The organism is Pseudobacillus sp. 179-B 2D1 NHS (assembly GCF_045370945.1).
GTDB lineage: Bacteria > Bacillota > Bacilli > Bacillales > Domibacillaceae > Pseudobacillus.
In genome coordinates this window covers 75996-93823 of the sequence record NZ_JBIQDP010000008.1, presented here as the reverse complement: position 1 = coordinate 93823, position 17828 = coordinate 75996, and the positions used below count along the sequence as shown (strand labels likewise).

Below are 17828 nucleotides of genomic sequence, written 5' to 3'. Positions count from 1 at the left end.
TGGGAAGTTTTCTTCAACACATAGCTATGTTATGATAAATAGTTGAACAAACTGAAATGAAGCAGGTGCGATCATGATTTATTTTGATAATAGCGCAACGACAAAACCATACAAAGAAGCTTTGGCAACTTTTATAAAGACAAACGAGCAATTTTTTGGTAATCCCTCCTCTCTTCATCAGCTAGGCATGCAGGCGGATCGCCTGTTGGCGGAAGCTCGTAAGCAAATTGCTTCATTGATAGGCGGAAAGCCAGAAGAGGTAGTCTTTACTTCTGGGGGAACGGAGGCAAATAATTTAGCATTAAAAGGAGCGGCTCTTGCGAACAGGCAACGGGGAGATCATATCGTTACCCAGCAAACTGAACACCCTTCAGTGTTGAATGCGTGCCGGCAGCTTGAAGAGCTTGGATTTCGAGTAACCTACTTGCCGGTTGATGAATCGGGAAAAGTTTCTGTGCAAGAGCTGAAAGAAGCAATGACAGATGAAACGATTGTCGTTTCTATTATGCATGTTAATAATGAAACAGGGGCGATTCAGCCAATAGCGGAAATCAGCCAGCTGTTGAAAGGGTACCCGAAAGCCCTATTTCATGTGGACGATGTACAAGGCCGCGGGAAAGTAGAATTAGATCTTGACGGGATCGATCTTTGTTCTCTATCTGCGCACAAGTTTCACGGGTTAAAAGGAAGTGGTGTGCTGTACAAGAAAGAAGGAGTCAAGCTTTCTGCACTCTTATCCGGTGGCGATCAGGAAAGAGGCTGGCGGAGCGGCACAGAAAATACAGGCGGGGTTGCTGCCATGGCTAAGGCGCTGCGTCTGACAGAGGAAAAACGAGTGAAAAGCGTCCAAGAAATGAGGGGCATTCAGCAATTTTTGCGTACGGAACTGGAAAGGATCAGCGGGGTAACCATCCATACACCGAAAACAGGCTGTGCTCCCCATATTTTAAACTTTTCAATTGCTGGAATGAAAGGGGAAGTACTCATTCATGCTCTTGAAGAACAAGGTTGTTATTTATCCACAACGAGCGCCTGTTCCTCCAGACAGAAGAAAACGAGTACCGTATTAACAGCGATGGGACTGCCGGCAGCCGTAGCTGATAGCAGTGTCCGACTGAGCCTATCTTATAAGAATACAAAAGAAGAAGCGCAGATATTTATCCGGGTGTTAAAAGAAATCATTCCTAAACTAACGAAAGTCCAGAGGTGACAACGATGAATTACGACCGCGTATTAATTCGATACGGTGAGCTTTCTACGAAAGGACGTAATCGTAAACAATTCATAACTAAATTAAAAAGAAATATTTTGTTGGCGTTAAAAGAATTTGCGGGAATAAAGATTGAATTAAGTCATGATCGGATGTTTATCCATTTAAATGACGTACCGTTCGAAGCGATAAAGGATCGGCTAAGTCACGTGTTTGGCATCCAATCATTCAGCCCTGTGGTCCGTACAGCCCATGATATCGAAGAGATGAAAGTAGCTGCTCTTGAACTCGTTAAACGAAATTTTAGTGCAGGAAAAACATTTAAAGTATCTGCCCGCCGTTCCGATAAGCAATTTGAGTTGGATACGAATGAAATTAATTACGCTATTGGCAGCCACGTGCTCAGGAACATCGAAGACTTAACTGTGGATGTTAAACACCCTGATATTAATCTGCTTGTAGAGGTTCGCAAGGGAGGCGTCTTTTTATCATGTGAGAAGTATCCAGGGGCTGCTGGACTGCCGTCAGGGGCAAGCGGAAGAGCAATGCTTTTGCTTTCTGGAGGAATTGATAGCCCTGTAGCTGGCTATTTCATGTTAAAGAGAGGGGTAGAAATCGAAGCTATTCATTTTCACAGCCCGCCATATACGAGTGAGCGAGCAAAGCAGAAGGTGATTGATTTAGCTGAGAGGCTGACTGCATTTGGAGCGGAAATCAAGCTTCATATCGTTCCTTTTACCGCCATTCAGCAAAAAATTCAAGAGCAAGTGCCCGAGAATTATACGATGACCTCAACAAGACGCATGATGCTAGCCATTGCCGACAAAATTCGTCAGAAACGTGGTGGACTGGCCATTGCAACCGGTGAAAGTCTCGGACAAGTGGCAAGTCAGACGCTTGAGAGCATGAGAGCCATTAATGATGTAACATCTACACCGGTACTACGTCCGCTCATTGCAATGGACAAGCTTGATATTATCGATATAGCCAGAAAAATAGGCACTCATGACATTTCGATTTTGCCTTATGAAGATTGCTGCACAATTTTTACACCACCATCTCCAAAAACACGGCCAAAGCTTGAAAAAGTACAGCATTTCGAGAGCTTCGTTAACTTTGAAGAGATGATTGATCAAGCGATAGAAGAAATGGAAACAATTCAGCTTCCTCAAGAAAAAACAGCCAGTGAGTTTTTGGATTTGCTGTAATCATAAAAACCTTACATTCATTAAGTCTGATGAATGTAAGGTTTTTTGATTGGTTTTCTTGCTAGTTATTCCTTTTTAAAGTGTTTTTCGCATCTGTTTTTAAAATCCGGTTGTTTTCACATTAGAAAATCAACGAATTTCTTTATTTATCTTGTAAGATAAACATCAATAGGTGAATGGACATAGAATTATAAAACAAGTGTTTGTTTCATAAATAACAATAAACACCTGTCCTTTTAAAGTAAGGGTAACCGTGTTCAGAAAAGAGATAGATCAAAGCTTAAGAATTTTTAAGGATTTTTGTTCCTTTTTCTTCAGGTTTGAATTTTAAAGTAGGATTACAAATCTAAACCAATGAACTGATTACAAATGTTTCTCACGAATTAAGGACACCTTTAACATCTATTATCGGATATTTAGATTTACTGAAAAAAGAACAATACGTGAGTAAAGCGCAATTTCAAGAATACGTTGAAACTATTTATTCAAAATCGCAAAGACTAAAACACCTAATTGATGAACTGTTTGAGTATACTCATTTATCAAGTCCAGATGTTACGTTAAACCTTAATGAAGTAGACTTGTCAGGTTTGTTGGAACAAGTAGTTGGAGAATACATGCCTATTTTTGAAAAGGAACAATTAAGTGTTCAAAAATCAATTACAGAAGAAAATATCCCTATTTTAATGGATATAGAAAAGATGGTTCGTGTTTATGATAATCTTTTTATGAATGCAATAAAATACAGTAGAAAACCATCTGAATTATTAATAAGCCTGGAACTTAAAGCAGACAAAGCGATCTTGAAAGTATCAAACAAAGTGGAGAATCTCCCTGTTAACGAGGCAAATAAATTGTTTGAACGGTTTTTCAGGGGCGATAAGGCAAGAAAAGATAATCAAGGCACGGGACTTGGACTTGCTATCTCAAAGAGGATTGTTGAACTTCATCATGGTATTATTCATGCGGAATATAGAGAAGGTTGGTTGAGCTTTATTGTTGAACAACCTGTACGTATGTAATGGCTTATGGGATCGAATGTTCCATAGGCTTTTTTAAAAGCTGTTGTCTGCGCAAAACAAGTATTAAAAAGATAAAAGTAACAGATTGCTATGTTAAAATATTTAAAAGTTTTCCATTATTCTGTATAATGGAGACATATTATTAAGGGGGTAGAATAATGAAAAGAGAAGACTTGCTTGCACCTGAAAAATATAACATCGTCATGGAAGTAGAAAAATTTGCAAAAGACCCCGATCGACTGGCGCTAAAGTGGGAGAATGAAGCCGGGGAAAAAAAGGAAATTACATATGCTCAATTAATAAAAAATGTAAATAAGATTGGAAACGCTTTCCTTGCGAGCGGATTAAAAAAGGGAGATCCGATTCTTATTATGGTGCCGCGTTTAATTGAAGCATACGAGGTGTTTCTTGCCGCCTTAAAAACAGGCCTGATTATTATCCCAAGTGCAGAATTGCTGCGTACTAAAGATTTAAATTATCGCATCGAGCATGCTGGTGTACGAGGGGTTGTCTGCTACGCGCCATTTACCGAGCAATTTAAACAAGTAGAAAAGATAAAAGAATTAACTGCCTTTTCATTCGGAGGAAAGGTAGAAGGATGGATAAACCTTGAGGAAAAGATGGCCGAAGCTTCCGATGAGTTGGAAATCGTTGACACATCGAAAGACGACATTGCCTTTCTTCCTTACACATCAGGTACAACCGGCAATCCTAAAGGTGTCGTTCATACGCATGCATGGGGGTATGCGCATCTTAAAACAGCAGCGCCAAACTGGCTCGGTATCAAAGAGGGAGATACTGTTTGGGCCACTGCAGGTCCTGGTTGGCAAAAGTGGACATGGAGCCCGTTTATGTCCGTTCTTGGTTCTGGAGCTACAGGATTTGTATACAATGGAAAATTCGAACCGAAAAAATATCTGGAGCTGCTTGAGCAAAATAAAATCAATGTATTATGCTGTACACCAACCGAATACCGACTCATGGTGAAAGTAGATAACTTGGCAGACTATGATTTATCAAGCCTTCATAGCGCTGTGTCCGCTGGCGAACCGTTAAACCGCGAAGTCATTGACACGTTCCGCAAATATTTTAACGTTGACGTGCGAGATGGGTATGGCCAGACAGAGAGTACACTTGTAATTGGTGTATTAAAAGGAATGGAAGTCAAACCTGGATCTATGGGAAAACCAACGCCGGGCAACCGTGTAGAGATTATTAACGATGAAGGGGAGCCTGTAGAGGCAGGGGTCGTAGGAGATATTGCTGTTCACATCGATACACCGGCTCTATTTAAACAATATTATAAAGATCCAGAAAGAACGGCTATGCAATTTAGGGGAGATTACTACTTAACTGGTGATAAAGCTAAAAAAGATGAGGACGGCTACTATTGGTTTGAAGGGCGCGGAGATGACATTATTATCAGTTCAGGCTATACGATCGGACCATTTGAAGTAGAGGACGCGCTCGTTAAGCATCCGGATGTTAAAGAGTGTGCCGTTGTGGCCAGTCCGGATGAAATTCGTGGCCACATCGTTAAAGCATTTGTTGTCTTGCAAGAAGGGGTGGATGCAAAAGATCCTCAATTGGTGGAAAAGCTGCAAAACCATGTCAAGGAATTAACCGCTCCGTATAAGTATCCTAGAAAGATAGAATTCGTTGAAGACTTGCCTAAAACTACTTCCGGAAAAATTCGCCGCATTGAATTGCGTCAGGCCGAACAGCAAGTGAAAAGTTAATTTTAGAAAAATTAAACATACTGCCGTGAAATAAAAGCGTCTGTTTCTAAAGAATTCGAAAAGCACCTCGCTCATCAATGCCCGAATGAGCGAGAGCTAGATCATATAAAAGTACCCCTTAAGTCGGATCATCGCTATAGATCCGGCTTATTTTTTTGCTTGAATGATGGGTGATTGAATCATTTTCCATTTTTATTGTTCGGTACCTTGCATTGATCAGTACTATCGGATATGATATAGCTATCGACTAGTGAATAATATTTAATAGCTGTTATTAGTTTATAGGAGGTGAAATCCTTGAACGTACAATTTAAAAAAGGTGTTTTAGAATTGTGTGTTTTGATTTTAATCAAATCAAAGGACCAGTACGGATATGAATTAGCACAAAGTATTTCCGGGAAAATTGAAGTGGCTGAAGGAACACTTTACCCATTATTGAGACGATTAACAAAGGAGGACCTCTTAACAACTTATCTTTTAGAGTCAACAGAGGGGCCGCCAAGAAAATATTATTCAATTACAGCAAAAGGAATCGATTATATGAATAGTTTAATTCAAGAATGGCAGCAATTTTCAAATGCAGTGAATCAGTTCATTGAGGAGGGGATGAAAAATGAAAAGGAATGAATTCATGAAAAAACTGGAGGCCTATCTTGCGAAGGTTCCTGAACATGATCGAAAAGATATGCTTTATGATTTTGACGAGCATTTTACAGTGGGAATAGAAAATGGAAAAACAGAAGAAGAAGTCGTAGAGGAACTCGGAGATCCTCATCTCATTGCCAAGGATTTAATTGCGGATTATCAGATGATAAGGGCAGAAAAAGGACCATCTGTTCCTAATACATCCCGTACGGTCTTCGCAACGATAGGTTTAAGCTTTTTTAACCTAGTATTTCTGCTAGGACCAGTCATTGGGCTGATTGGAGTATATTTTAGCCTATGTGTAACGGCATTTTCATTCACAGTCTCTCCATTGTTGGCTGTGCTTTGGGGAATTTTTACGGGTTTTGAGGACTTTATGATTCAGTTTTTTATGTCCGTTACTTTATGCGGCATTGGAATTTTACTAAGTATAGCTATCATTCATATCGGGAAATTTTCTTACAAAATCATGCTGCAATATACAAAATTTAATATAAAAGTGATGAAAGGAGGGAAAATATCATGAAAAAACTGGTTATTGTTGCGTTTGCACTAATTATCATAGGACTGATCGGCACAGCCTCTTCACTTTACTTTTCAGATATACACTTGCTTGAACCTGTTAAATGGAAGGAAGAGCAAACGGTTGAAGCCAGTTCAATAGACAAAATCGATATCGATTCGGCTGCTGTTGATACTATAATTGAAAAAGGAAATAGTGATCGTGTGAAAGTTGAATTAATTGGAAAAGAAAGCAGGAAAAGAGACGGAGAATATGATCTAGTCATTGATGAGGATCGTGATACATTGAAAGTTAAGGTGAAGCATCATATCAAGTGGGGAATTACCTTCTATAGCCATGTTCAATTGCATGTAAAACTACCAGAAAAAATGTATAAATCCATTGCCTTAAAGACTACATCGGGTGATATTACGTTGGAAGACGGCCAGGCAAACAAGGCGACATTCCAATCCAATTCGGGAGACCTAATCATTAAAGAGACTGTTTTAAAGGAAGAATTGAACGCTGAAACAACCAGCGGAGATATTGAGGGCGAAAGCAATCATGCATACAACCTGTCACTCAAAAGTAGCAGTGGGGATATTTCAATAGATCATACGAAAGTTGAAAAACAGGTAAAGATACAAGGGGAAAGCGGAGCTATTATAGCCAATCAATTAGACGCAGAAAAATCTGATCTGTCGGTTAAATCAGGAGATATTAACCTTAAGGATATAAGTGGAGAAGTTTTAGCGAAAGCACAGTCTGGAGACATCGAGATTCGTCCTAATGAGCAAGCAGGCAACGTGAATTTAGAAACATCGAGTGGCACTGTCCTTATAGATACAAGTCAAAATTCGTTGCCATTTTCCATTGATTTTAAAGCCGGATCCGGGGAGGCCAGCATTCGTGCATCCAATGTGACTTACACAACGAAGGAAGAGCATCGAGTGATCGGGAAAATTGCCAATGGCAAACTGCAGCTTATCGTACGAACCAAATCAGGAGACTTCCAGCTAAAATAGGAAACGAGGGGAAACAGCAATGTAGTATTGCTGTTTTTCTTATGTTCAACGGCTTTTACCGTTCGATCTTTGTTGTGTCTCATCTATAAACCTGCAGACGAATTGCTGCAGGCTATCTTAGGAAACTTACCTAGTTTGGCCTTTGGATAAGTTACTTTTGTTTAGCCCGGTTCTTTCTTAGCTGTTCTATTGATTTTTAAAAGGAAAGGAGTATAATGAAATTTATTTCGGGAGTGGAAGGAAATAGGTGATCACATGAATGAGCAGACAAAAAAAGGGGCTCTATACATATTTTTATCTTACTTACTATGGGGACTATTCCCAATATATTGGAAGATGTTGGAGCATGTAACCGCTCATGAGATTCTTGCTAATCGTGTACTCTGGTCGTTTGTTTCAATGGTGCTGCTGCTCGTGTTTACTAGAAAACTAAGAGACTTAAAAGCTACGCTCCAAACAATGAAAGAGAAGCCAAAGCAGGCAGCGGCTCTTGTCATTGCTTCTTTTCTTGTGAGCGGCAACTGGTTTTTGTTTATTTGGGCGATCAATGATGAACGTGTGATAGAGACAAGTCTAGGTTATTACATTAACCCGCTCATGAGTGTGCTGCTCGGAGTTTTTGTTCTAAAAGAGTCTTTGTCTAAAGCACAGGTATTTTCTGTTGCTTTGGCAGCCATTGGTGTAGCGATTATTACGATATCCTATGGTCAACTGCCATGGGTATCCCTGGGGCTCGCTGTAACTTTCGCTTTATATGGATTAATGAAGAAAACCATTCAAGTGGAGGCAGCTGTCGGTTTAACGCTTGAGACTTTTTCGGTTACGCCAATTGCGGTTGCCTTTCTTGTTTATTGGTGGTCCAAAGGAGAGCTATTGTTGTTTTCTGGCTCATTTTCTACCGATGTACTGTTAATGCTTGGCGGAGCCGTGACAGCACTTCCATTGCTGATGTTTGCAGCGGGTGCACCGAAAATTCCGTTGTCAATGATTGGCATTTTGCAATACATCACACCAACTATGACGCTGTTGCTTGGTGTGTTTGTTTATCAGGAGCCATTTTCTGTTATCCAGTTTGTTTCTTTTTCATTTATTTGGCTAGCGCTGGTTGTGTTTACACTTTCTCAGACAAAATGGTATCAAAAAAGACATTTAATGACGAGAAAACAAGAAAAAGGAAGCGCCTAATAGACGATAGTCCATTAGGCGCTTCTTTTTTCTTGTTCTAGCTGCATACACTAGCAAGTGAGCTGATTTTACACTCTCTATCGAAGGCTGAAAAACGCCTACTTGTTGGGGAGTCCAATCCGATGTCATACGGAGCATGTGCCTTGCGCTTTTCTTATAAAAAGGCCCGTTTTACTTTGTGCCAGAATGAGTTATCTTTTAGTTTCAATGTTTTTACGCGTCTATTGCTTAATGAGATGTTTACTTCTTCAATATGCTGGATACTCAGTGCTTCATTATCGATCCCCATAATTGGATAGTTGTTGCTCCCTTTCAGCATTTTCAGCGTTAGTGTACGATCGCCGCTCAATATAAAAGAGGAGCCGAGTGTGCGGTAGCGCTTATTGTTTAGCGAGGCTAGCTCGCTCACCTGCATGCAAGGAAGCAGCGGATCGACTACCGCTCCGCTTACGGACTTATTGTAGGCTGTACTGCCTGTCGGTGTAGCAATGATCATCCCGTCACCGCGGAACATTTCGAAATGGAGGTCATCGATATACACATTCATCTCCATTGTCTTAATAATGCTAGATTTAATGCTGAATTCGTTTAAGCAGTAAAAGACAGCTTCTTCATCGACAGAAATTTGTAAAACGGGATAACGGCGAACTTCCATTTCTGCTTTAGACATCACTTCAATGAGGCTTGCGATATTGTCTGCATGAAAATCACAATACATATTTAACTCATTAAAAATAGAAATACCGGCATATAGGCAATCCTCGCGGAATCCGGTTTTTTGAACAGCCTGCAAAAATGTGCCATCGCCGCCGATGCTGACAATGATATTTGCATCTGCTGATTTTTCAACGATAGTAAAGCCGTGTTTTACGGCAAGCTTTTTTATTTCTGCTACTTTTTCTGCCACATTTTTTCGGCGGGTTTCGTAAAAATAGACATTCCGGCGCTGATCCATAAGAAAGTCTCCTTTTTTTGGGAAAGTTAGTATGGTTGTTATTAAATGATTTGTTAGAATAAGGTGTACCTGTTTCAAGTTTACCATGTGCCAGCTGTTTTTTCGAAGCTGGTGAACTAAAAAGATAGGGAAGGAGAGAGTAAATTGAACAAAAAGAGAATGGTTGCCCTCGCACTGGCTGCTGGATTATTTATTGTTTCCATTATTGTTAATGTAGCATCCATGGCAATGAAAACAGACTTTTCTAAAGCGTTCGAAAGCGCGATGGGAGCCAGTGATGAGGATTTCACCGAGCAGGTGGAGCAAGAAGGGAATGCTGCGAAAAAGATTGCCGTTTTGCCAGTGGAGGGAGTTATCCAAGATACGGGCACGGCTGAATCACTTTTTTCGTCTCCCGGCTATAATCATCGACAGTTTATGAAAAAACTCGATAAGGTTCAGGAGGATGACACGGTAAAAGCTGTCATTCTACAAGTAAATTCACCGGGTGGCGGAGTAGTAGAAAGCGCTCAAATTCGCGAGAAGATTTTAGAGATTAAAGAAAAAACGAAAAAACCATTTTATGTATCCATGGGTTCGATGGCAGCTTCAGGCGGCTACTATATTTCAGCTCCCGCTGATAAAATTTATGCGAGCCCTGAAACGTTGACTGGCTCACTTGGAGTCATTATGCAAAGCGTCAATTATTCAAAGCTTGCGCAAAAGTATGGAGTTGATTTTGTTACCATAAAAAGCGGTCCTCACAAAGACATTATGAGCCCGACGCGTGAAATGACAGAAGAAGAAAGAAAAATTCTACAATCAATGATTAATAACTCCTATGAAGGTTTCGTTCATGTTATCGCTAGTGGGCGCGGGATGTCGAAAGAGCAAGTCAAAAAAATTGCTGATGGCCGCATCTATGATGGCCGCCAGGCAAAAAAGCTTAACTTGATTGATGATTTTGGTTATCTTGAAGATACCATTGATGCATTGAAACAGGATAAAAACTTAAAAGGTGCCCAAGTGGTGACGTATGAGTCTAATCTTGGCCTGCCGTCTTTCTTAACAGCGAAAGCGCAGCAGCTGATCGGTGGAAATGATGAAGTCCAAGCGTTAATGAAAATCTTTTCACATCCAAATTCTCCGCGGCTGATGTATTTATATGCGGAATAAAGGAGGGACAGATGATGAGAGAAGATTGGAACAATGAAACGGAAGAGACAAAGCGTCCTGAGGAGGAGCAGCCAACAGAAGAGCCTGCGCATGCGTTCGGTCCACCGGTAGAAGAAAAAGCGCCGTTGGCTGTTTCTGCTCCACCTGTTTTACATTATGCCGGCTTTTGGATGCGGTTCTGGGCGTATCTTCTCGATTTAATTGTAGTCGGAAGCATTTCCCGCCTTCTCGTCTATCCGTTATTTCGGGCCGTTGGGATCGATACGACAGGCGATGGGCTCTTTTCCGCAGTTAATATAGCGACCGCCCTTGTTTTTTATTTATATTTTGTTTTAATGACAAAATGGTGGGGGCAAACGGTGGGAAAAATGGTGTTTGGCCTAAAAGTTATTTCATTGACGGACTCCGGTCTTTCATGGAAGACGATTTTATTCCGCGAGTGGATTGGCCGCTACTTATCTGTAACCATACCTTTTTTATATGTACTTGTTGCCTTTTTATCAAGAAAACAAGGACTGCATGACTATTTTGCGGGTACAACAGTTATCCACGAGTATTCACTAGCTGTTCAGTCTCCTGTTCATTCCTTATAAAAAAGCTGTCGGCTGATTGCCGGCGGCTTTTTTATGCTCTTTGTAACCATTAGAGAATACGTTGGTTCCTCATGTTTACTTTCTTTTTCCTGCGGACAAACTGTTTAGCGAAAAAGGAGGGAACCGTATGGGTTACGTATGGTGGGGACTGGCTGTTTTTTTAATTCTTTGTTTATCTATATATTTCCTGAAAATCAGGCTCCTTTTTTACTTTTTTCGCGTACCTGAAAGCAAAGAGGCCTATGTCCGTTTTTCCTTCCTTCACGGACTGCTATCTTATACTCTCTATATTCCACTTACAGACAGTTCAATTTCTGAGACTCAAAGAAAAAGAGCAGATGAAGAAGTGACACCTGAGGAGGCGGAAAAATTTTTCATCCAAGTGAAGGAGAAGTTGGAGCACATTGAAAATCTTCATTATATTATTCGTTCATTTTTAAATAAAATAGAAATCCACACTTTTTTGTGGCGGACAGCTATCGGTATGAAGGACGCCGCCTGGACAGGTGTGGCAGCAGGTTCGCTCTGGGCTATAAAAGGAAGTGTCCTTTCAGCCGCACATCGCATGATGAATATGACTGCCATTCCTGAAATCGAGGTCACACCCGTTTTTGGCCAATCTATTTGGAAAGTGGAATGTTCGTGTATGATTTCCTTTCGTGCAGGGCATGCTATAACTGCAGTTATTCAACTATTTTTTCACCGGCGAAGCCGAAAAAAACGTTCGAATACCGGGCTGTTTTTTTAAAATGCGTAAACAACTGGAGGGATGAACATGGGCGACCATCCAATCGAAGGATTAATGACCACAGCTATGGAAAACTTGAAAGATATGATTGATGTCAATACAATTATTGGAGATCCGGTGGAAACACCTGACGGCAGTGTAATTATGACTGTTTCTAAAGTTGGCTTTGGCTTTGCGGCAGGCGGAAGTGAATTTATGCTTGATAAGCAGGGAGAAGGCCAGGGGAAAAGCCCGTTTGGCGGCGGTAGTGGGGGCGGTGTGTCCATTACACCTATCGCTTTTTTAATTGTTAATTCAAGCGGTGTACGCATGCTTCATCTAGACGAAAACACACATTTGTTAGACAAGATTATTGACCTCGCGCCGGCTGTCATAGATAAAATTCAAAATATGCTTAACCAAAAAAATCAGTCCAAACAATCGTCAGCTAAAAAATCTTCTTCAGATTTTACAATTTAGCAGAGAGATTGAGCAATAGCAGGACTTTTCCTTGCATTTCCCTCGTTCAAACAAGTATGATATTAAGTGTGAAAAAGATGGAGGAGGGATTAGGAATATGGCAAATATAACATTCAAAGGAAACCCGGTCACACTGCTTGGAAACGAAGTAAAGGTGGGCGACCAGGCACCTGCTTTTACAGTGCTTGCAACAGACTTATCAGAGGTTACGTTAGCCGATTCTAATGGCAAAGTGCGTTTAATTAGTGTGATTCCTTCCATTGATACAGGCGTGTGTGAGCAGCAAACACGCAAGTTTAATGAAGAAGCTTCTAAAATTAGCAATGCAGAAGTCATTACTATTTCTGCCGATCTTCCGTTTGCACAAAAGCGTTGGTGTGCGGGAGAGGGACTGGAAAATGTAAAAATTTATTCTGATCATCGCAATATGTCGTTCGGGGATGCTTATGGTGTTCATATGAAAGAACTCCGCCTATTGGCACGTTCTGTATTCGTCTTAGATAGCGAAGGGAAAGTTACATATGTAGAATATGTAAGTGAGGGAACGAACCATCCGGACTATGAAAAAGCGATTGAGGCAGCAAAATCCGCCAAGTAAAAATAAAAAATGAAAGGCTGGCTCTTTATGAGTCAGCCTTTTTAAAGCGATAGAGACTTACAGGAGGAACGAATATGAGTGACTTTTCCCCGATTGAACACCTATTTAAAATCTTCGATGAAACAGCGGCTATTCTTCAGCAAGAGCTAGAATGCTCTTATCTAGATGCATTAGCAGAAACTGCGGAAAACTTATTTCAACAAAAAGTTTTGCAAGAAGAAATGAGCGATTTTACGAAGAAACGGGTATGTAAAAAATATGAGGAAACAAACCTTGACAATTATTCGAAAGAGGAAGTTCGTCAAGCTTATCAGTTCGCTATTTTAAAAGGAATGCAAGAAAATGTACAGCCGCATCATCAAATGACACCGGATTCTATCGGATTATTTATGAGCTATTTACTGGAAAAATTCATGCAAGGAAAAAAAGAATTTACCCTTCTTGATCCCGCGGCTGGAACAGGGAATCTTTTGATGACAGTTTTAAATCGCCAACCGGAAGCAGCCATTGCCGCTGCAGGGGTAGAAATAGATGATTTATTATTAAAACTCGCCTGGTGTGGAGCCAACTTGATCGAGCAGTCTGTCCAGCTTTATAATCAAGATGCATTAGAGCCATTGTTAATTGACCCAGTGGATGCAGTTATTTGCGACTTGCCAGTCGGCTGGTACCCTAATGATAGAAGGGCAGCAGACTATGAGCTGCAAGCGGAAGAGGGACATTCCTATGCCCATCATTTATTTATAGAGCAAAGTGTAAAGCATACAAAGCCAGGTGGTTATCTATTCTTGCTTGTTCCAAATGGTTTATTTGAGGAGGCGGGAGCTGATAAGCTGCATCGCTTTTTTCAAAAACATGTTCATATTCAAGGGCTGATTCAATTGCCAATGACTATGTTTAAGAACAAGCAGGCGGCAAAAAGTATTTTGATTTTACAAAAGCAGCAAGTGGAAAGCCTTGCACCAAAACAAGTATTTTTGGCAACCATGCCATCTATGAAGGACAGAAAGGCCATGCAGTCGATCATGATAAAATTGGAGACATGGTTCAAAGAAAATAAGTAAAAGCTAGATAATTGAATATAATCGGCCGTGCCAGCACTTTGTGAAAATGAGGAGGTCTTTATGTCAAAAGTTATTGCCATTAACGCCGGGAGCAGCTCATTAAAGTTTCAGCTGTTTGAAATGCCGGAAAAACGGGTTATCACAAAGGGACTTGTGGAACGGATTGGCCTGCCACGAGCCTTATTTAACATTACAGTAGACGGGCACAAACAAAAAGAAATCATGGATATTCCGAACCATGCAGAAGCGGTCCGGATTCTCTTAGATAAACTGACCGACATGGGGATTATTCAATCGCTTGAAGAAATAAACGGTATCGGCCATCGTGTGGTTCATGGAGGAGAAATATTTACAGATTCAGTCATCATTACGGATCAGGTGATAGAGAAAATCGAACAGTTGTCCGATTTAGCACCGCTCCATAATCCAGCAAACGTAACCGGAATCCGGGCATTTAGGGAAGTGCTTCCTAATGTGCCGGCCGTTGCCGTTTTTGATACGGCTTTTCACCAGACGATGCCCGAGAGTTCGTTTTTATACAGTCTGCCGTATCATTACTACACAGATTACGGCATTCGAAAATATGGTTTCCATGGCACCTCTCATAAATATGTTTCACAGCGGGCGGCCGAGTTGCTTGAACGGCCCATTGAACAGCTGCGCTTAATTTCCTGTCACCTCGGAAATGGTGCGAGCATTGCAGCAATCAGCGGCGGCAAGTCGATTGATACGTCCATGGGATTTACACCGCTTGCCGGTGTTACCATGGGTACGAGATCAGGGAATATTGATCCAGCTCTTATTCCATTTATTATGGAAAAGACAGGGAAAACAGCGGATGAAGTACTAGATGTGTTAAACAGGGAATCAGGGATGCTCGGAGTTTCCGGTTTCTCCAGCGACCTTCGCGATATTGAAGAAGAAGCAGCCAAGGGAAATGAACGAGCTGAGCTTGCTCTTGAAGTGTTCGCCGGTCGAATACATAAATACATTGGCTCCTATGCAGCACGGATGTCTGGGGTTGATGCCATTATTTTTACAGCTGGCATTGGAGAGAACAGCCCTGTTATTCGCGGTCGTGTACTTCGCGGACTTGAATTTATGGGCGTCTATTGGGACCCTGCGCGCAATCAAGTGCGCGGTCAAGAGGCTTTTATTAATTATCCTCATTCCCCAGTTAAAGTCATCATTATTCCAACAGATGAAGAAGTGATGATCGCCTGCGATACGGTAAAACTAGCGGGATTATAATGATATAAGGAAGCTGTCAATTTCAATGATAGCAAGAGGAACATCCTCTGGCATTGTATGGAACTCCCATTCTATGGCAGAGGATGTTTATTTTGAATAAATATTTACTGAGCGAAACGAAGTAAGAATAGTTACTAAAAAGGCAACAGCCATTAGTGTAAGTAAAGAATAGATCATTGTGGGGTCCTTAAAAATCCATAAGCCGGAAGCAAGGATCAACGAATCCATAAAGAAGATAAAAAAACCAGCATTGACAGCCAGGTGTTTTGACAGCAAAAGAGCTAATAAATCCACCCCTCCTGGAGAGATGTGATACCTTAGCATTAAACCGGTTCCGGCTCCAATGAATAGACCACCAACACAAGCACTCATCAGGATAGGCAGGTCAATTGTTCCTTTCAGAGGGAGAAGTAGATCGATTGCGACGGGCGTTAAAAGAGTCCCATATAAGCTGTTAAAAAAATACGATCTTTCCAACTTAAAAGCGAGAAGATAGATTGGGAAATTTAAACATAAAATAGTAATTCCTATTTTAAATCCCCATAAATAGTTGAATAACAAGCCAATTCCAAACACTCCTCCTTCGAGAAGATGAAAGGGAAGAATGAATCCGTTAATCCCTATTCCAATGAGCACAGCTGCAAATCCAATAATAAGTATCTTTTTTACGATCTTATCCTCTCCTTGTCCAAGTCCTCGTTAAAAACTATGCAATGGAAAGGGTTCCTATTCCGAGGGAAAAGCAAAAGCTGCATTTGAACTACTCTACGCCTTGATCCAGAGTGAGGACGGGGAATCCAGCTAAATAAAGGAGAAGCTACTTGTCAACCACTGTTTTTTGTCAATCCGTCGAAATTGACTTTTACTGGTTGATGATAGAAAATGAAAGGACGGAAATAGCATGGAAAGGGGACGCGAATATGGCTTGGACAGAACGGGAGAAAGCCGTTTGGGAAGAAATCATGGCGTGGGAACAGTCAATGGCTGACTATGACGGCAATGACTTTCAATATACATATTCGAAGTGGTTAAATGCAGCACTGGCAACTATTCCTGAAGAGGCGCTTTCTTCTTTTTTCGGACAGCTAGACAGTGTGCTGTTTCATATGCACTCGTTGCTTCAAGGCTCACAATTTCAAAATGAAGCGAGGGACCGAATTTTAACATCTGCTCGCGTATTTAGAGAAGATGTGGAAGTACTGGATGATTTAAAAAAGCTAACGATTGATCAACTTCGCTACTTGAATAGCCAGCAGTCATCAAGGCATCGACTTTATTCACTCATTCAGGGCGGGATTACCGGGACAGGAGGCGCCATTCCGCTTAGCACTGACTTTGCGGCCATGGCCGTTCTTAACCTGCGAGCCATCCAAATTACTGCAATGACGTACGGATATGATCCTCAGTTGCCATTTGAAATGATGGCTTCTCTGAAAGTCTTTCATGCTGCTGCTTTGCCTGAACGACTCAAAGCCGATGGATGGCAAGAGCTGCTAATTGATCTTGAGGAAAGGGAACATCCTTATTTTTACAATGAAACGGAACAACTGATCGATCCGTCGTGGATGGAAGGTCAGATAAAGCAATTTAGCAAGCTGCTAGCTATTACGCTGTTTAAAAATAAAAAAATGGCAAATCTGCCGCTTATTAGTCTAGCGATTGGTGCCGGAGCGAATTATCGCTTGACAAAAAGCATGACCGAATTTGCTGAAAAGTATTATCAGTACCGTTGGCTGCAGGAAAAGAAAGCGTCTAGAGCCTTTTAGGAGCTGCGTATAGAAAAGGTAATTGGATACTAAAAAAGAGCGTTCGGGTGCCGCAGCCCAAACGCTCTTTTTTACTTTTATCTTAATGGAAAGATTGTGGTTAATTTCACATTTATGTGAATAACTGAGGAAATGTGTAATTTATGTATAAAAAAATAACAGCCGGCAGTTTATTGATGACGGCTGTTATTGTCGGCTGCATTGATTTCTCTAGGCTGATTTTTTATGGAAGGAGTCGTGCGGAACCAAAGCCATAAATCATTAATAATGGAAGCAAGCTCACTGATTTCTTCATTAAGACGGCAGGAGAGTGAAAAATCTTCTTCGTGATTCAGCTGGTGCTGTAGGATGTTAATCTGCTTCTCAAGCTCTTGTATGCGATCGGGAATACTTCCACGGATATTTTCCCATTTTTGAAGGATTTTTTCTTGCTCCACGGCTGGGTATTTTTCCCATTCCTTTTCAGAATAAGGAAGTAAAATACCAAGCCGTTCATTTAAAAGAAAGTGCATATAAGTCTCCTCTTTTTTTCTTTTATCGTATCTGTTTTCCGGATTTTCTGCAAAAGAATTTGGGGGATTGATTATTTATTCAACAAAATGAATTTTTTTCAAATAAATGCTTGAAAGCTAAGAAATAACATGTTATATTTTATTCATACAAAAGAATAAAAATAAAAATAAATGTATATTTATACTAATAG

Annotated in this window: 18 protein-coding genes and 1 pseudogene; 16 read left to right on the top strand and 3 right to left on the bottom strand. The window is 40.8% G+C overall.

Going from position 1 to position 17828, the window contains the following annotated elements; all coding sequences use genetic code 11:
* The first annotated feature begins 73 nt into the window (after nucleotides 1–73).
* The 8 genes and pseudogenes from ACH0BF_RS10260 (at nucleotide 74) to rarD (ending at nucleotide 8536) form a co-directional block, all read left to right on the top strand.
* Nucleotides 74–1210, top strand: coding sequence for a cysteine desulfurase family protein (locus tag ACH0BF_RS10260; protein WP_340852873.1), 1137 nt, complete (start codon nucleotides 74–76; stop codon nucleotides 1208–1210).
* A 5-nt stretch (nucleotides 1211–1215) separates the two neighbouring features.
* The gene (gene thiI / locus ACH0BF_RS10255) at nucleotides 1216–2418 is read left to right on the top strand and encodes a tRNA uracil 4-sulfurtransferase ThiI (protein WP_340852874.1); all 1203 of its coding nucleotides are present in this window, start codon (nucleotides 1216–1218) and stop codon (nucleotides 2416–2418) included.
* Nucleotides 2419–2771: 353 nt separating this feature from the next.
* Nucleotides 2772–3440 (top strand): annotated as a pseudogene (locus ACH0BF_RS10250) (sensor histidine kinase); the annotation flags it as partial.
* Nucleotides 3441–3598: 158 nt separating this feature from the next.
* Nucleotides 3599–5179 carry an acyl-CoA synthetase MbcS gene (gene mbcS, locus ACH0BF_RS10245; RefSeq protein WP_340852875.1) on the top strand — a complete coding sequence of 527 codons (1581 nt, stop codon included), beginning with the start codon at nucleotides 3599–3601 and terminating at the stop codon, nucleotides 5177–5179.
* Between the two features lie 297 nt (nucleotides 5180–5476).
* On the top strand, nucleotides 5477–5806 hold the full coding sequence (locus ACH0BF_RS10240; protein WP_120033813.1) for a PadR family transcriptional regulator: 330 nt from the start codon (nucleotides 5477–5479) through the stop codon (nucleotides 5804–5806).
* Nucleotides 5793–6350 carry a DUF1700 domain-containing protein gene (locus ACH0BF_RS10235; RefSeq protein WP_406909346.1) on the top strand — a complete coding sequence of 186 codons (558 nt, stop codon included), beginning with the start codon at nucleotides 5793–5795 and terminating at the stop codon, nucleotides 6348–6350. Before ACH0BF_RS10240 ends, ACH0BF_RS10235 begins: the two co-directional genes overlap by 14 nt.
* Nucleotides 6347–7351: a DUF4097 family beta strand repeat-containing protein gene (locus tag ACH0BF_RS10230; protein WP_340852879.1), complete on the top strand. Its 1005-nt coding sequence runs from the start codon at nucleotides 6347–6349 to the stop codon at nucleotides 7349–7351. Before ACH0BF_RS10235 ends, ACH0BF_RS10230 begins: the two co-directional genes overlap by 4 nt.
* 255 nt (nucleotides 7352–7606) lie before the next feature.
* Nucleotides 7607–8536: an EamA family transporter RarD gene (gene rarD, locus ACH0BF_RS10225; RefSeq protein WP_340852881.1), complete on the top strand. Its 930-nt coding sequence runs from the start codon at nucleotides 7607–7609 to the stop codon at nucleotides 8534–8536.
* 154 nt (nucleotides 8537–8690) lie between these two features.
* Here rarD and ACH0BF_RS10220 read toward each other — a convergent pair whose 3' ends face one another.
* Nucleotides 8691–9491: an NAD kinase gene (locus tag ACH0BF_RS10220; protein ID WP_120033805.1), complete on the bottom strand. Its 801-nt coding sequence runs from the start codon at nucleotides 9489–9491 to the stop codon at nucleotides 8691–8693.
* Between the two features lie 144 nt (nucleotides 9492–9635).
* Between ACH0BF_RS10220 and sppA the strand changes: the two genes are divergently transcribed.
* The 7 genes from sppA (at nucleotide 9636) to ACH0BF_RS10185 (ending at nucleotide 15359) form a co-directional block, all read left to right on the top strand.
* Complete coding sequence (gene sppA / locus ACH0BF_RS10215) at nucleotides 9636–10646, top strand: signal peptide peptidase SppA (protein ID WP_406909345.1); 1011 nt, start codon at nucleotides 9636–9638, stop codon at nucleotides 10644–10646.
* 14 nt (nucleotides 10647–10660) lie between these two features.
* Complete coding sequence (locus ACH0BF_RS10210) at nucleotides 10661–11239, top strand: RDD family protein (RefSeq protein ID WP_406909366.1); 579 nt, start codon at nucleotides 10661–10663, stop codon at nucleotides 11237–11239.
* Between the two features lie 127 nt (nucleotides 11240–11366).
* The gene (locus ACH0BF_RS10205; protein ID WP_340852889.1) at nucleotides 11367–11987 is read left to right on the top strand and encodes a DUF2953 domain-containing protein; all 621 of its coding nucleotides are present in this window, start codon (nucleotides 11367–11369) and stop codon (nucleotides 11985–11987) included.
* A 27-nt stretch (nucleotides 11988–12014) separates the two neighbouring features.
* A complete protein-coding gene (ytfJ, locus tag ACH0BF_RS10200; protein ID WP_340852891.1) occupies nucleotides 12015–12446 on the top strand; it encodes a GerW family sporulation protein in 432 nt (143 codons plus the stop codon).
* 97 nt (nucleotides 12447–12543) lie between these two features.
* On the top strand, nucleotides 12544–13044 hold the full coding sequence (tpx, locus tag ACH0BF_RS10195; RefSeq protein ID WP_120033795.1) for a thiol peroxidase: 501 nt from the start codon (nucleotides 12544–12546) through the stop codon (nucleotides 13042–13044).
* Nucleotides 13045–13118: 74 nt separating this feature from the next.
* Nucleotides 13119–14108, top strand: coding sequence for a class I SAM-dependent methyltransferase (locus tag ACH0BF_RS10190; protein ID WP_340852895.1), 990 nt, complete (start codon nucleotides 13119–13121; stop codon nucleotides 14106–14108).
* Between the two features lie 60 nt (nucleotides 14109–14168).
* Nucleotides 14169–15359: an acetate kinase gene (locus ACH0BF_RS10185; protein ID WP_340852897.1), complete on the top strand. Its 1191-nt coding sequence runs from the start codon at nucleotides 14169–14171 to the stop codon at nucleotides 15357–15359.
* Nucleotides 15360–15446: 87 nt separating this feature from the next.
* Here the strand turns inward: ACH0BF_RS10185 and ACH0BF_RS10180 are convergent, their stop codons facing one another.
* Complete coding sequence (locus tag ACH0BF_RS10180) at nucleotides 15447–16010, bottom strand: YitT family protein (RefSeq protein WP_259455790.1); 564 nt, start codon at nucleotides 16008–16010, stop codon at nucleotides 15447–15449.
* Between the two features lie 269 nt (nucleotides 16011–16279).
* Between ACH0BF_RS10180 and ACH0BF_RS10175 the strand changes: the two genes are divergently transcribed.
* The gene (locus ACH0BF_RS10175; RefSeq protein WP_340852899.1) at nucleotides 16280–17125 is read left to right on the top strand and encodes an EcsC family protein; all 846 of its coding nucleotides are present in this window, start codon (nucleotides 16280–16282) and stop codon (nucleotides 17123–17125) included.
* Between the two features lie 170 nt (nucleotides 17126–17295).
* On the opposite strand, the gene ACH0BF_RS10170 is transcribed toward ACH0BF_RS10175, so the two are convergent.
* The gene (locus tag ACH0BF_RS10170; RefSeq protein ID WP_406909344.1) at nucleotides 17296–17637 is read right to left on the bottom strand and encodes a hypothetical protein; all 342 of its coding nucleotides are present in this window, start codon (nucleotides 17635–17637) and stop codon (nucleotides 17296–17298) included.
* Nucleotides 17638–17828 lie beyond the last annotated feature (191 nt).